Here is a 12773-nt window from a genome sequence, read left to right on the forward strand (position 1 = left end):
CGTTCTGGGATCGCTTGCGGTCAGCTACTACACCACCGGCCGCGTGGGCAGGTGGCGTCACCACGGCCAGTGCAAGCGACAGCGGCGATCGCGCCTTCGCCGCGCATGCAGGGCAAACCATGCATCGCTTCGTATCCCCGGGGTCCGCTGCGCATGCGCGATAGATCGCCATCCTGCCGAAATAATTAAATTCATGGAGGGTGACTAAAATGGCGCACAAGCCGAACGCTGATCACGCACGGCTTGGCCTCACTCCCGGTATCGACCAGCTGGCGAGTGCGCTGCAAGCGAGTTCGCCGATTGCGTCGACCCGTCGGCTCTCGTCCATCCCTTGCCCTTCCTGCATCTACGAACCGGACACAGAGACCATGCCGACCACCCTCGTTCCACATCCCCTGGCCCGTGCCTGCCGCCTGCTCGGCGCGCTGGCCTTGCTGGCGGCCATGCCGCAACTTGCTGCGGCATCCTGTGGCAATACCGCCAACAAGATGGCAGAGATCCTCAACGACAAGTTCACCGCCGATACCCTGGTGCTGGCCCACCGCGGCCTGTGGGGCAAATACTCGGGCGATCCGGCGATTCCGGAAAACTCCAGCCGCGCCGTGCTCAATGCCGACGTGCAGTGCATGGACGGTGTCGAGCTGGACGTCAAGGTGACCCAGGACGGCATGCCGGTGCTGAGCCACGACTTCAATCTTGGGCGCACCACCGACGTGTACACCGTAGTAGGGGGTGCCAAGTACAACCCGAGCACCAACCAGGGCGCCAACCCGCTGGTCAGCAGCCTGTCGTTGGCCAACATCAAGCGACTGCACCTGCTCACGCCGGACCGTGGCACCGTCACCGGGTGGGAGATGTACAGCCTGGACGAGCTGTTTGCGTACTGGAAGCGCAACAACATGCAGCTGCCGCTGATCTTCGACGTCAAGTCCGCCGATGGCGTGCGCGCGGTACACACCGCCGCCCTGAAGGCATTTCCCGATCATCCCGAGCAGGTCGTGGCGATGAAGGTCAACGCCACGCTGTTCCCGCACCCGGCCGCCTTTGTCGGCAACTCCAAGTACGTGCATGCCATTCCGGTCTACACCACCAACATGCTGGCCAAGATCGATGTGCCGGCCAGTCGTGTCGAATGGCAACGCTATGCCCACACGCTGGAAATCAACGTCAAGCAGGACGATGGCCTGTTGCAGGGCCAGAAGAACGCAGCGCGTGCCGAGGGCAAGCGCATTGCCATTTTCCAGGCCATTCCCGATGGTCCGGGTGCCGGCGAATTCATCAGCAACAACGGTTCGTGCTGCTACCGATTGTCGCAACTGTATTCCTCGTATCAAGGCAAATCCGATACCGCAGACCATCGCGGCGATATCGGTTTTCTGATGTCGCAGCGGTTCGGGCTGATTACCACCGACGATCCGAAGTCGACCATGCGCACGCTGAAGATCAACGGGCGGCGCATTTCGCATTACGCCCCGTAACGTCTTGACGGCATCCGGTGCGGCCGAGGTTGCCGCACCGGATGACTGGGAAGAGTCAATCGCCGCTGTTTCTGAGGGAGATGTCATGTCCAAGTTATTCAATGTCTGTGTGGGTCCTGCACGCGCGAGGCGCTGCGTGTTGCTGCTGCTCGGTGCCTGCATGACCACGCAGGCTGCCATTGCGTCGCCGACAGACGCAGATGCGAGGGAGGACGCTGCGCCAGCGGAACAGGCACGCCGCGAACAGGCAGACAGCGCCGCTGCGTCCATCGAGCGCGCGGTCCTGGCCGAACGCGCAAGGCGCCAAGGCCTTGCCGATGATCCGCAAACGGCGGCCCTGCTGCGCGAGGCTGCCGACACCGTGCTCGCGCAGGCCGAGCGCGATCACCTGCTGCAGAGCGTGACGGTGTCGCAGGCCGATATCGCAAAGCGCTTTGCCGAGCGGCCGGGCGACTTCGACGAATTTCGACTCAGCCATGTCTTCATCGCCGAACGGCCCGAGTCGGCGCCGCGGCGCAGTCATCCGTTGAGCCAGGCGCAGGCACTGGAGCGTGCGCAGATGTTGCGCCGTCGCATCGCGCGTGGAGGCGATTTCGCCCGACTGGCCGCCGAGGCGTCCGACGATGGGGCCACTGCCGCCGACGGGGGACAGCTGTCGTCGATGTTCGGCCTTTACCTGGATACGCCTTTCGAGGTGCCGGTGCGTGCGCTGGCGGTGGGCGAAGTGTCCGGCCCCGTGCGCGGCCCCGGCGGGTATCACCTGATCCGTCTGGAGGAAAAGCACACCGCCACGCTCGACACCGTGGGCGGGATGATCGAAGCGCAGCTGCGCGAAGAACTGCGCGATCGCGCCGTCGCCCAGCTGGTGCAGGAACGCGCTGCGCAAGCGGCGGGTCTGGCGTCCTCGAACCAGAGCCAGCGCACCGCCGAGGCGGATGCGCAGCGGATCCGGCAATGAGAGGGAACGGCGCGTTGTTCCGATGGCTGATCCTCGTACCGCACGCGCTTGCCTTGTCAGGCTGTGGCACCGGATCGCCGCAGGCCTTCCAGGCCGAAGCGAAGATGCAAGCCGGTGCTGCAGGGACGATGCGCAGCACCGCCGCTGCCGCGTCGGGCGAGCGTGCCGCGGTGTCGTATGCGCGCGCGCAGACCTATCGCCGCTGCGCCATGCTTGCCGAGGCGGCACCGTCGGCGACGTCCATTGGCGATGCGGAGCTGGCGGAGCCTGGTGCGCGCGCCGTGGTGTCGCAACGCGCACGCGACCATGCTGCCCAGCTGAAGGCCTGCCAGCACGTCGGCGAAGGCGAGTACGCGCAGGTGGACCAACTGCTGCGTCAGGCCGCCGCCAGCGGCAATACCGGCGCGCAGCTCGAATTGCTGGGTCGACGCGCACGCCTGCTGTTGGAGCGCCAACCCGCCGTCGCCGCAGACGCCAGGCCGCAACCGCTCTCCCCTTCCGATCGTGCCGACGCCGAGCAGGTGCTGGCCGACCTGGAGGCCATGGCGATGCAGGGCAACCGGGCGGCGATGCCGGTGCTCGATCAGTTCGTGTCTTCGCCGCTGCTGGCGACCGCCGAGCCGCTGTACGGCGACGCCTGGCGATTGGTGTCCCAGCAGCCGTTCGGACATCCGTTGCCGGCTGCAGCGCCGTTGCGCGGTGAGGAGATGTTCGAGGAGATGGATGCCGCCACGGAACAGCAGGTGGTGATGCTTGCACGGGAGCTGCATGCAAGCTGCTGCGCTCACTGACGCGCCGGGCAGGCTGCCGTCATGCCAGCGGTAAGGCGACTGACGCACGGTGTGCACGGCAGGCGACGTCGCTGCCGGCGGGCACTAACGGAAATAACGCGCCTTCAACGGCAGCGTCGCTGCGCCGATCGCACAGGCATCGGCCGGTGCTTCGGCCGGCAGCAGCAGCGGCATCGGGCGGCCCTGGCCGCGGCGGGGCTGGTTGTCGATCTGCACGGCGGCGATCAGCCGCTGGGCCAGATCCGCGGGTAGGCGGCCGCCAAACACGATGGCTTCCGGGTCGCACACCGCGGTGATCGCCGAGACGATCAGCGACACGCCTGGCGCGCTGCGCGCGATCCAGCGCTCGATCGCCGGCCAGCTCGGGTCGTAGGCGGCCAGTAACGCGCGTACGTCCGGCAGCGCGATGCCGTCTTCGGCGACGAGTTCGCGTAGCAACTCCAGCGTGGCGCGTTCGAGCTGTTGCGCGGGCAGCATGCCGGCGAATTCACCGGCATTGCCGCGCGCGCCGCGCATGACCTGGCCGTCGATGACCAGCCCGCCGCCGAAGCCGTAGCTGAGATAGAGATAGGCGAAGTCGCGATGCCGCTGGCCCACGCCCAGCATCGCTTCGCCGGCCGCTGCCACACTGCCGTCGTTGTCCATCCACACCGGCTGCGAAAAGGCATCGGCCAGCCACGGACACAGCGCGATCTGGCCCAACGCGCGCAGCGGCTCGGGCGGATTGATGAAGCTGTCCACGCCGGTGAAGAACCCGCTCATCGCCACGCCGATGCCCAGCCGTGGGCCTGCATGGTCCACGCTCGCCAGCACTGCGGCATCGGCGGCCTGCAGCTGGGTCAGCACGCCGTACAAGGTGGTGTCGGTCAGCGCGAGCTCGGTGACGGCCAGCACCGTCCCGGAAAAATCCATCAGTGCCAGGGTCAGCGCATCGGTGGCGATGGAGATGCCCAGCGTGTGGCCGTGCGCCGGGTTCAGCGACACCGCCACGCCCGGCTTGCCGCGTCCGGCGCGGGCCACGCCGCTGCCCATGTGGACCATGCCGCGCGCCTGCAGGCCTTCGATCAGGCGCACGGCAGTCTGCACGGTGAGCCCGGTGCCACGGCTGAGGTCGGCGCGGGTGAGCACGCCGGCCAGGCGCAGGCGCTCCAGCATGTCGCGCTCGTTGAGGCTCAGGCCCGGGAAGGGTGGCGAGTGCAGCGGCAAGGCAGAAGGGGCAATGGACGACATGGCGAGCGGTGTCACGGGGGGGAAGCTAGCTTAACCGCTCCGGCTGAAATAATTAATTCACAGTAAGTTATTAAATTGGCGAGCTCTGCCATCGTTGGTCATCCCATGTCACGTTTCCGCACCCGTCCGTGTCCCCGTCTTTGTCTGCTGGCGCTGTGCGTCAGTGCCAGCCTGAGCGCGCACCCCGCCGAGCCCGTTCCTGCCGCGCCTGCCAGCGACACTGCCCCGGTGCAGCTGGATGCGGTGCAGGTCTCCGGCCAGCACCTGTCGATCCGCCAGGCCATCGGCGCCAAGCGCGAGGCGGCAGTGGTGTCCGATGGCGTGGCCGCCGACGACATCGGTTCAATTCCGGACTTCGGCCTGGGCGAGGCGCTGCAGCGTGTGCCGGGCGTGTCGATGGTGGTCAACAACGGCCGCGGCGAAGCGCAATTCATGAGCCTGCGCGGCTTCAACCCCGACTACAACAATGTGTTGATCGATGGTGTGGCGCTGCCCTCCACCGAAACCAGCCGGCGCGTGCAATCGCTGGATGTGATTCCCGCCTCGCTGGCGCAGCAGGTGGACATCTACAAGACCTTCAACGCGGACATGGACAGCAATGCCATCGGCGGCATCGCCTCGCTGCGCACGCGCAGTGCCTTCGATCACGACGGCCGCTTCGCCACCGTGCGCGCGAACCTGGCCGATTGGGAAAACCGGCGGCATCTGCAGGGCAGCACGCCGTCCGGCCAGGTGCAGGGCAGCTTCAGCGACACCTTCGGGCCGGACAACCGCTTCGGCGTAGTGCTGTCGGCCGATTACTTTCGCCGCGATTCGTCCTCGTTGAATACCGCCATCGACAGCTACAGCTATTACGCCAACGGTGTGCGGCAGAACCTCACCCCCGGCCTGGACCCGGACGGGCTGGCGATCGCGCCGGATCGTTTCCGTCCGCTCAGTTACGACAACGTGCGCCAGCACCGCAGCGTGTTCGGCAAGCTCGAATACGACGACGGCGAAGACGTGAAACTGGCTTTCAGCGCCGGCGCGTTCGAGCACAGCAACGACGAGCAACGGCGTTCGCAATGGATCAATCGTGTCGGCAACGCAACCATCAGCGACACCAACACTGGCCGCTACGCGCAAGGCAGCGCGCAGGTGGATGCCAACCGTTTCGACCAGACCCGCACACTGCGTTACGCGCAATTGGGCGGCAGCTTCCGGCTCAACCCGGAAGGCCATGTGGATGTACTGCTCAACCGCGCCACCGGCAACTACCAGCAAGACACCCGCGAGGATGTATTCAGCGCGGCTGCTTCCTCGCGCCTGGGTTTTGGATATGCGCTCAGCGACGGTGCGCGCCCGAGCATCGCCTTGAACGACCCGGGTTATTACGGTAACGCGGCCAACTACACGCAGCAGTATTTCCTGACCCGGGTGGAAAAAAGCAGCACCGACACGGCAACGTTCAAAGTGGACTACAGCCAGAACGTCGATGCCGACGCGCGCGGTTGGGGCGTTCGCACCGGACTGCACTACCGCGATCTGCAGCAGCGCTACAGCCTGGATGAAGTACGCCGCAATCCAGCCGGCCGCGTGACTCTGGCAACGACTGGCACCGACGATGCTCGCATCTGCCCATACGCCGATTTCAGCTGCCTGTTGCTGATCGATCCGGCCAAGGTCGCCGCCTTCGCCGCCGCATCGCCAGGCGCCTACGTGCTGGCCAACACCAATGCGCGCAACAGCGCGATCAGCGACTTTGGCATCGACGAGCGCAACGGCGCCGCCTATCTCATGGGTACCTGGCATGGAGAGCGCACCTTGGCCACGTTCGGCCTGCGCAACGAATACCTGCAGCGCGAGGTGCTCAGCGCGGTGCCGCAACCGCTGAGCAGCAGCACAAACTACGTGCAGCAATCGGCCGACAGCGATCGTCGCTTCCTGCTGCCCTCGGCGAACCTCGCCTGGGACATCACCCCGGCGTTGAAACTGCGCATGGCCGGCAGCCGCACCATTGGTTTGCCCACCTACGCAGACATCGGCCAGAACAGCAGCCCGGTGGTGGATGCCACCGGCTTGACCATCAATCGCAGCATCGCCAACCCGCTGCTGCGTCCACGCCGTGCGGACAATCTGGATCTGTCGCTGGAGTGGTATCCGGACCGCGATGCGCAGCTGTCGGTGGCGCTGTTCCACAAGCGTATCGGCGACGAAATCGTGCGCCTGACCAGCACCGACACCCAGCGCGACCCCGGTGGTCTGGTCGGCACCTATCAGGTCACCACCACCCAGGCGATCAATACCGGCGATGCGCAGGTGCAGGGCATCGAATTCACTGCCATCGATACGCGCTTCGACTTCCTGCCCGGTGCGTGGTCGAACCTGGGCGCGATGTTCAACGCAACCCTGCTCGACCCGCGCACCGCCGATGTGCAGATGGCCGACGGCACGCGTCGCGCGTTGCCCGGCCTGATGGAATCGCCCAAGCGCAGCGCCAATGTCTCGCTGCTGTACGACATCGGCCCGTTCAGTGCGCGCGTCAGCGCCAACTACACTGGCCAGCAGCTGCTGTCTGCCGCCACCGACAACCGCGTCAACGACCGCTATTACGACGCGATCACCAGCTACGACGCCCAACTGGCCTGGAACTTCAGCAAGCAACTGCGCCTGACCGTGCAAGGCCGCAATCTCGCCAATGCGCGGCTGACGCGGGTGATTGGCGCCGACCAACAACTGATGCGCGAGCAGCTCGACAACGGCCGTGCGTATTACCTGGGAATGGACTATGCGTCCTGAGCGAAGCGCCGCATCGGCGCTGTTGATTGCACTACTGGCAACCTTGGCCGGCAGCGCCAGTGCCGACGATGCCGCAATGCTGCCGGCAGACGCGCAGTTTGTGCCGATGGAAACCATCGTCAGCGGCGACTGCTGGGGCCAATGGCCCAACGATGTGCTGGCAGCGGTAAGCCGCTGCAAACCGGCCGAGCGCAATCGCATCGCCCTGCAGGTGCCCGACGATGCCGATGGCCCGGCACGTGTCGGCATCGATGGCAAGGCATGCAGCGGCGCGCGCTGCGCCGGTCTGGTGCAGGTGTTGCAAGTCGCACCCGGCCAGCGCCTGCTGCTGCGCACGCCGCCGGCACGTATCGACGCGGTGCTGGCTGCGTTGGACCAGGCCCACGCCCGCGATCGCATCAGTATCGAACCGCTGGTGCAGCCGGTGCCCGCATCCGGCATGCCGATCACGCTGGCGCCGGGTGTGCGCTACTGGCGGCAAGCAGTGAGCACACCGCAACCGGTGATGCTGCATATCGCCGAAATCGACCTTGCCACCCCCGGGCTGCAACTGGTCGGCACGCACGGCGAGCGCAGCGGCGGTGGCGAATTTCTCGCCAATCCCACTACCGCGTTCGTGCGCGATGGCGATCTGGCGTTGGCGATCAACGCCGATTATTTCCTGCCGTTCGATGGCGGGCATCTGTTCGACAAGGCATTCGTGCCGGCCACGGGGCAGGGCGTCACTGCCGAAGGTCTGTCGATCAATGAAGGCCATCTCGATTCGGCCGCCACCACCACCGATACACGCGTCAACGCAGCGTTGTGCGTGAGCCCGCGCAATGCGGCGCGCATCGTGCGCGGCAGTTGCCCCTCCGGCACGCGGATGGGTGTGGGTGCCGGCCCGCTGCTGCTGCTCGACGGCAAGCGCCAGCCACGCGAAGCCAGCCGCGCCGAGTATTACGACGGCCCCGAACCACGCAGCGCACTGGGCCTGGACCGCGCGCGCAAGACGCTGTGGATGGTGGTCGCCGACGGCCGCCAGCCCGGCTACAGCGCCGGCATGACCCAGGACGCATTGACCGCGGTATTGCAGCGGCTCGGCGCCAGCTCCGCCATCAATCTGGATGGCGGCGGCTCCAGCACCCTGGCCGCGCGTGTGGACGGGCGCGTGCGCGCGCTCAACCGGCCTATCCACACCGGCATCCCGGGGCGCGAACGCCCGGTTGCCAACCAGCTCGGGGTGCGCATCGCCGCGCGGCCTTAAGCGACAAGCGAGCGGCGCGGTACCATTGGTGGTTTGAACCACGGTCCGCGCCATGAAGATTGCCTCCTGGAACGTCAACTCGCTCAACGTGCGCCTGCCGCATCTGCAACAGTGGTTGGGCACGTTTGCGCCCGACGTGGTCGGCATCCAGGAAACCAAGCTGGAAGACCATAAATTTCCGGATGCGGCGTTGGCAGCGGCTGGCTATCGCAGCGTGTTCTGCGGGCAGAAGACCTACAACGGCGTGGCGATCCTGTCGCGCTCGCTGGCGCTGGATGTGCAGATGGGCATTCCCGGCTTCGACGACGTGCAGCAGCGCGTCATCGCCGCCACCGTCGATGGCGTGCGCATCGTCAACCTGTATGTGGTCAACGGCCAGGACGTGGACACCGACAAGTACGCCTACAAGCTGCGCTGGCTCGCCGCGGTGCATGACTGGCTGGCGCAGGAACTGCAAAAGTACCCGCAGCTGGTGGTGCTGGGCGATTTCAACATCGCCCCGGATGCGCGCGACGTGCACGACCCGTCGGTGTGGAACGAGCACCATATCCTCACCTCCACCGCCGAGCGTGCGGCGCTGGAAAAACTGCTCGCGCTGGGCCTGCACGATGCGTTCCGTCTGCATCACGACGATGCCGAGCAGTTCAGCTGGTGGGATTACCGCCAGGCCGGCTTCCGTCGCAATCTCGGTTTGCGCATCGATCTGACCCTGGTGTCGGATGCGCTACGCGCACGCGCGGTGGAATCGGGCATCGACCGCGAACCGCGCACCTGGGAGCGCCCCAGCGATCACGCACCGGCGTGGGTGCGGCTGGTAGAGGCCAGCGCATGAGCGAACGCACGCTGCGGCGCAGTACCTACAAGGTGGGCGAGGTCACGCTCGGGCCGGTGCATCGATTGAGTTGCCATTGCGGCGCGGTGCAGATCGATCTGGATCTACCGCATGGCCTGCTCGATCCGCGCCGCTGCGATTGCTCGATGTGCCGGCGGCGCGGCGCGATTGTCGCCTCGGTCACGCTCGATGGTTTGCATGTGCTGCAAGGCGAAGACGTGCTGCGGCTGTATCAGTTCAACACGCACGCGGCTGCGCATTATTTCTGCAGTGTGTGCGGCATCTATACGCACCATCGGCGGCGTTCCAATCCCAACGAATACGGCTACAACGTCGGTTGCCTGGAAGGCGTCAATCCCTATGCGTTGAACATCGCCGTGCCGGTGGAAGATGGGGTTCACCATCGATCCGATCGCGCGCCGGCAAGCGGTTGATGTCACCGGCGGCTGAAACGACAACGCCCGGGCAAGCCCGGGCGTTGTTTCAATCACACTGCGTTTCAATCAACGCACGCGGCCACGCGTGAACAGGTTGACGATCGCCAGCAGAATGACCGCACCCAGCAGCGACCAGACGAAGGTCCACAACGTGATGGCTTGATTGATGCCGCCACCGAACAGGAAACCTGCGATCAACGCACCGACGATGCCGACCACAATGTTGAGGATGATGCCCTGCTGTGCGTCGCGACGCATGATGATGCTGGCCAGCCAACCCACGATGCCGCCGACGATCAACCAGATGATGATGCCCATGTTGCCGATCTCCTTGTACGCGTGCACCGGAAGTGGTGCATGGTTGCCATTCAACGCAGCCGGGCGTGAAGTACCTGTCGAGCGCGATACCTCGCGCTGCCGAGTGTTCGGTTTGGTGGACGCAGCGTGACAGCGCACGCGAGCTGGCGGCATGGCCCGGTGCAGCTGTGGCTGCGCCCGCATCGGCACGGCGAACGCGGCGAGCCGCAGGCGCGGCAGTTGCTGGGTCAGGCACTGGGCATAGACCCTGAACACGTGCCTTTGCAGCGCGATGCACGCGGGCGTCCATCGCTGCAGCCGGCCTTGCCCAACCGGGATACCGGCTGGAGCCATAGCGGCGAGTACCTGCTGGTTGGGCTGGGCGAAGGCGTACGGCTGGGCGTGGATCTGGAGCGCATTCGCGCACGCCCACGCCTGCTGGACATCGCGCAACGCTTCTTCCATCCCGACGAAATCGCACTGCTGACTGCGCAGGAGCCGGACGCGCAACACGCACTGTTTTTCCGCCTGTGGTGCGCCAAGGAAGCGCTACTCAAGGCCTACGGGCATGGCCTGTCGTTCGGTCTGCATCGGCTTGCGTACGCACTGGCGCCGGATGGCGCGCTGCAATTGCAGTGGTGCGACCCCGAACTCGGTCAGGCCGCGCACTGGCAACTGCACGAATGGTGGGCCGCCCCGGACTGCCGCGCGGCGCTGGCGTTCTATCCGTTGGCCACCGACTGAAAGCGGCGATCGACCTGGCGGCTGTGTTGCCAGCAGCAGGCATCGGCACAACCTGAGAGATGATGCAGCGTTTCTGCGACCTCGCATGCCGCACCAGCGCGCCCCGCTGGCAAGCGCGGGCAATGCGTTTGCCTACGTCGCACGATGCCCATGCGGCAAGATCGGTTGGCGGAGAACTGCGCCACGCCGTCCAGATCGCGCAGCGTCACCGTCAGCACGCCGGTGTGTGCGTCGATCTCCACTTCGCCAAAGAACTGAAATCCGGCCAGCGGCGACAGGTTCGGCGCAGGTGGTGCTTTTTGAAAGATCACCGTCGGGCCGAAGGTGGCATCGAGCGCATTCGGGCCGAAACTGCCGGCATTGAGCGGGCCGGCGACGAATTCCCAGAACGGCTCGAACTGCTGAAACGCCGCGTTATCGGGATGGTAGTAATGCGCCGCGCAGTAGTGCACATCGGCGGTCAGCCACACCGTGTTGCGGATGCGCGCTGTGCTGATGAAACGCAGCAGCGCGGCGATCTCCTGCTCGCGGCCACGCGGTACGCCCGGGTCGCCATTGGCGATCGCTTCCCAACGTGCGCGCCCTGCGGCGTCCTGCCCATCGGGCACCTGCAGGCCGATCGGCATGTCGGCGGCAATCACCTTCCATTGCGCGCGTGAGCCGGCCAGTTCGCGCTGCAGCCACGCCAGTTGTTGCGTGCCGAGAAATGCAGCGTCCGCGCCGGGTTGCGGCTGCAGGTTGTCGTTGTTGGCGCCGCGGTAGCTGCGCATGTCCAGCACGAACACATCCAGCAGCGGGCCATAACCGATCTTGCGATAGATGCGCCCGTCGCCATCGGCACGCACGCCGCGCATCGGAGCGTATTCCAGAAATGCCTGACGTGCACGGCCGGCCAGTACATCGATATCGCGCACCTGATAGCGTTCATCCAATTGCTTGCCGGGCGACCAGTTGTTGGTGGTTTCGTGATCGTCCCACTGCCAGATCTGCGCGACCTCGGCATTGAAGCGACGGACGTTTTCATCGAGCAGGTTGTAACGGTAATTGCCGCGAAATTCGTCCAGCGTTTCGGCCACCTTGCTCTTGGCAGCGGTAGTGAGATTGCGCCAGCGCTTGCCCTCTTCGACGATCAGCTCGGCCGGGATCGGGCCGTCGGCATAGATGGTGTCGCCGCTATGCAGGAAGAAGTCCGGATTGCGTGCGCGCATCGCGCTGTAGATGCGCATGCCGCCGATGTCCGGATTGATGCCGAAACCCTGGCCCACGGTGTCGCCGCTCCACACAAAGCGCACATCGCCCCGTGCGTGCGGCGCACTGCGCAGATGACCGTGTACCGGCGCGCTCAACACACCGCTGTCGGCATCTTCGAAGCGCACCCGATAGAAAATGTCCTGATCGCGCGGCAATGCACCCAGGTCCACACGCGTAGTGAAATCGTGTGCCGGCAACGCCACCGGTCCATCCACGCGACGCGCCTGTCGCAGGCTCGGGCGCGTATCCCATTCCACCCGTAACCGCGCCGGCCGGTCCGCGCGGCTCCACAGCATCGCGCGGCCGTCCAGCACATCGCCGCTCTGCACCCCGTCGGTGATCAGCGGCCGCCCTGAGGGCGCAGCCAGAGTGCGCGTGGACCAAGCGGCAGTGGCCGGCAACAACAGGCCGGCACCTAAACCTTGCAACACGCGGCGGCGGGCGGGATCGGAGGCGGTCATGGGATGTCCTTGACGAGTTGGGTCCGGCATCCAGATCTAGCGCATGAGTCTTACCGGCGCGTGTCTGGCGCGATGATAGCTAGGCGAATCTTTCAGGCATAGCAACGTGATTGGAGCATTTCGAATTCACCCCTCAGCGCTGCGTTGCTGGCAATGAAGTGGTGAGCGCTTTAGGTGCCGCTACATGGGCGTCTTTCGCTTTTTAAACGTGGATTGGGTTTTGAATTTTTCTTGACGGTGTTCCCGTTGCGGAACAGACTCGTCTGAGGC

At 65.6% G+C, this 12773-nt stretch carries 10 protein-coding genes and 1 pseudogene; 8 read left to right on the forward strand and 3 right to left on the reverse strand.

The features are described 5' to 3' along the window. Positions 1-443: 443 nt before the first annotated feature. From NYR97_RS09595 to NYR97_RS09605, 3 genes are all read left to right on the forward strand, one after another. On the forward strand, positions 444-1478 hold the full coding sequence (locus NYR97_RS09595) for a glycerophosphodiester phosphodiesterase family protein (RefSeq protein WP_316698143.1): 1035 nt from the start codon (positions 444-446) through the stop codon (positions 1476-1478). 85 nt (positions 1479-1563) lie between these two features. Next, positions 1564-2436 (forward strand): peptidylprolyl isomerase, encoded by an 873-nt coding sequence (locus tag NYR97_RS09600; RefSeq protein ID WP_316697704.1) that lies wholly within the window; start codon positions 1564-1566, stop codon positions 2434-2436. Between the two features lie 128 nt (positions 2437-2564). Then, positions 2565-3227, forward strand: coding sequence for a hypothetical protein (locus NYR97_RS09605; protein ID WP_316697705.1), 663 nt, complete (start codon positions 2565-2567; stop codon positions 3225-3227). An 84-nt stretch (positions 3228-3311) separates the two neighbouring features. Here the strand turns inward: NYR97_RS09605 and NYR97_RS09610 are convergent, their stop codons facing one another. Further along, complete coding sequence (locus NYR97_RS09610) at positions 3312-4457, reverse strand: ROK family transcriptional regulator (protein ID WP_316697706.1); 1146 nt, start codon at positions 4455-4457, stop codon at positions 3312-3314. 105 nt (positions 4458-4562) lie between these two features. Here NYR97_RS09610 and NYR97_RS09615 point away from each other — a divergent pair, with 105 nt between their 5' ends. Genes NYR97_RS09615 through NYR97_RS09630 form a run of 4 tightly spaced genes read left to right on the forward strand, consistent with a single transcriptional unit; the run spans position 4563 to position 9747 of the window. After that, positions 4563-7235: a TonB-dependent receptor gene (locus tag NYR97_RS09615; protein ID WP_316697707.1), complete on the forward strand. Its 2673-nt coding sequence runs from the start codon at positions 4563-4565 to the stop codon at positions 7233-7235. After that, positions 7225-8481: a phosphodiester glycosidase family protein gene (locus NYR97_RS09620; RefSeq protein ID WP_316697708.1), complete on the forward strand. Its 1257-nt coding sequence runs from the start codon at positions 7225-7227 to the stop codon at positions 8479-8481. The genes NYR97_RS09615 and NYR97_RS09620 overlap by 11 nt, the downstream gene beginning before the upstream one ends. 52 nt (positions 8482-8533) lie before the next feature. Beyond that, complete coding sequence (gene xth, locus NYR97_RS09625; protein WP_316697709.1) at positions 8534-9313, forward strand: exodeoxyribonuclease III; 780 nt, start codon at positions 8534-8536, stop codon at positions 9311-9313. Next, complete coding sequence (locus NYR97_RS09630; protein WP_316697710.1) at positions 9310-9747, forward strand: GFA family protein; 438 nt, start codon at positions 9310-9312, stop codon at positions 9745-9747. The genes xth and NYR97_RS09630 overlap by 4 nt, the downstream gene beginning before the upstream one ends. Positions 9748-9816: 69 nt before the next feature. Here NYR97_RS09630 and NYR97_RS09635 read toward each other — a convergent pair whose 3' ends face one another. Then, complete coding sequence (locus tag NYR97_RS09635) at positions 9817-10068, reverse strand: GlsB/YeaQ/YmgE family stress response membrane protein (protein WP_043889923.1); 252 nt, start codon at positions 10066-10068, stop codon at positions 9817-9819. 126 nt (positions 10069-10194) lie between these two features. Between NYR97_RS09635 and NYR97_RS09640 the strand changes: the two genes are divergently transcribed. Beyond that, on the forward strand, positions 10195-10791 hold the full coding sequence (locus tag NYR97_RS09640; RefSeq protein WP_316697711.1) for a 4'-phosphopantetheinyl transferase family protein: 597 nt from the start codon (positions 10195-10197) through the stop codon (positions 10789-10791). A 132-nt stretch (positions 10792-10923) separates the two neighbouring features. Here the strand turns inward: NYR97_RS09640 and NYR97_RS09645 are convergent. Further along, positions 10924-12503: pseudogene (locus NYR97_RS09645) on the reverse strand (alkaline phosphatase D family protein). Positions 12504-12773: the final 270 nt, after the last annotated feature.

This window comes from Xanthomonas hydrangeae (assembly GCF_032697525.1).
GTDB classification, from domain to species: Bacteria; Pseudomonadota; Gammaproteobacteria; order Xanthomonadales; family Xanthomonadaceae; genus Xanthomonas; species Xanthomonas hydrangeae.

Bases quoted from the DNA above. Each gene is read 5' to 3' on its own strand.
- NYR97_RS09595 (WP_316698143.1), top strand. From the start codon at position 444: ATGCCGCAACTTGCTGCGGCATCCTGTGGCAATACCGCCAACAAGATG.
- NYR97_RS09620 (WP_316697708.1), top strand. From the start codon at position 7,225: ATGCGTCCTGAGCGAAGCGCCGCATCGGCGCTGTTGATTGCACTACTG.
- NYR97_RS09615 (WP_316697707.1), top strand. From the start codon at position 4,563: ATGTCACGTTTCCGCACCCGTCCGTGTCCCCGTCTTTGTCTGCTGGCG.
- NYR97_RS09610 (WP_316697706.1), bottom strand. From the start codon at position 4,457: ATGTCGTCCATTGCCCCTTCTGCCTTGCCGCTGCACTCGCCACCCTTC.
- NYR97_RS09605 (WP_316697705.1), top strand. From the start codon at position 2,565: ATGCGCAGCACCGCCGCTGCCGCGTCGGGCGAGCGTGCCGCGGTGTCG.
- NYR97_RS09600 (WP_316697704.1), top strand. From the start codon at position 1,564: ATGTCCAAGTTATTCAATGTCTGTGTGGGTCCTGCACGCGCGAGGCGC.
- NYR97_RS09630 (WP_316697710.1), top strand. From the start codon at position 9,310: ATGAGCGAACGCACGCTGCGGCGCAGTACCTACAAGGTGGGCGAGGTC.
- xth (WP_316697709.1), top strand. From the start codon at position 8,534: ATGAAGATTGCCTCCTGGAACGTCAACTCGCTCAACGTGCGCCTGCCG.
- NYR97_RS09635 (WP_043889923.1), bottom strand. From the start codon at position 10,068: ATGGGCATCATCATCTGGTTGATCGTCGGCGGCATCGTGGGTTGGCTG.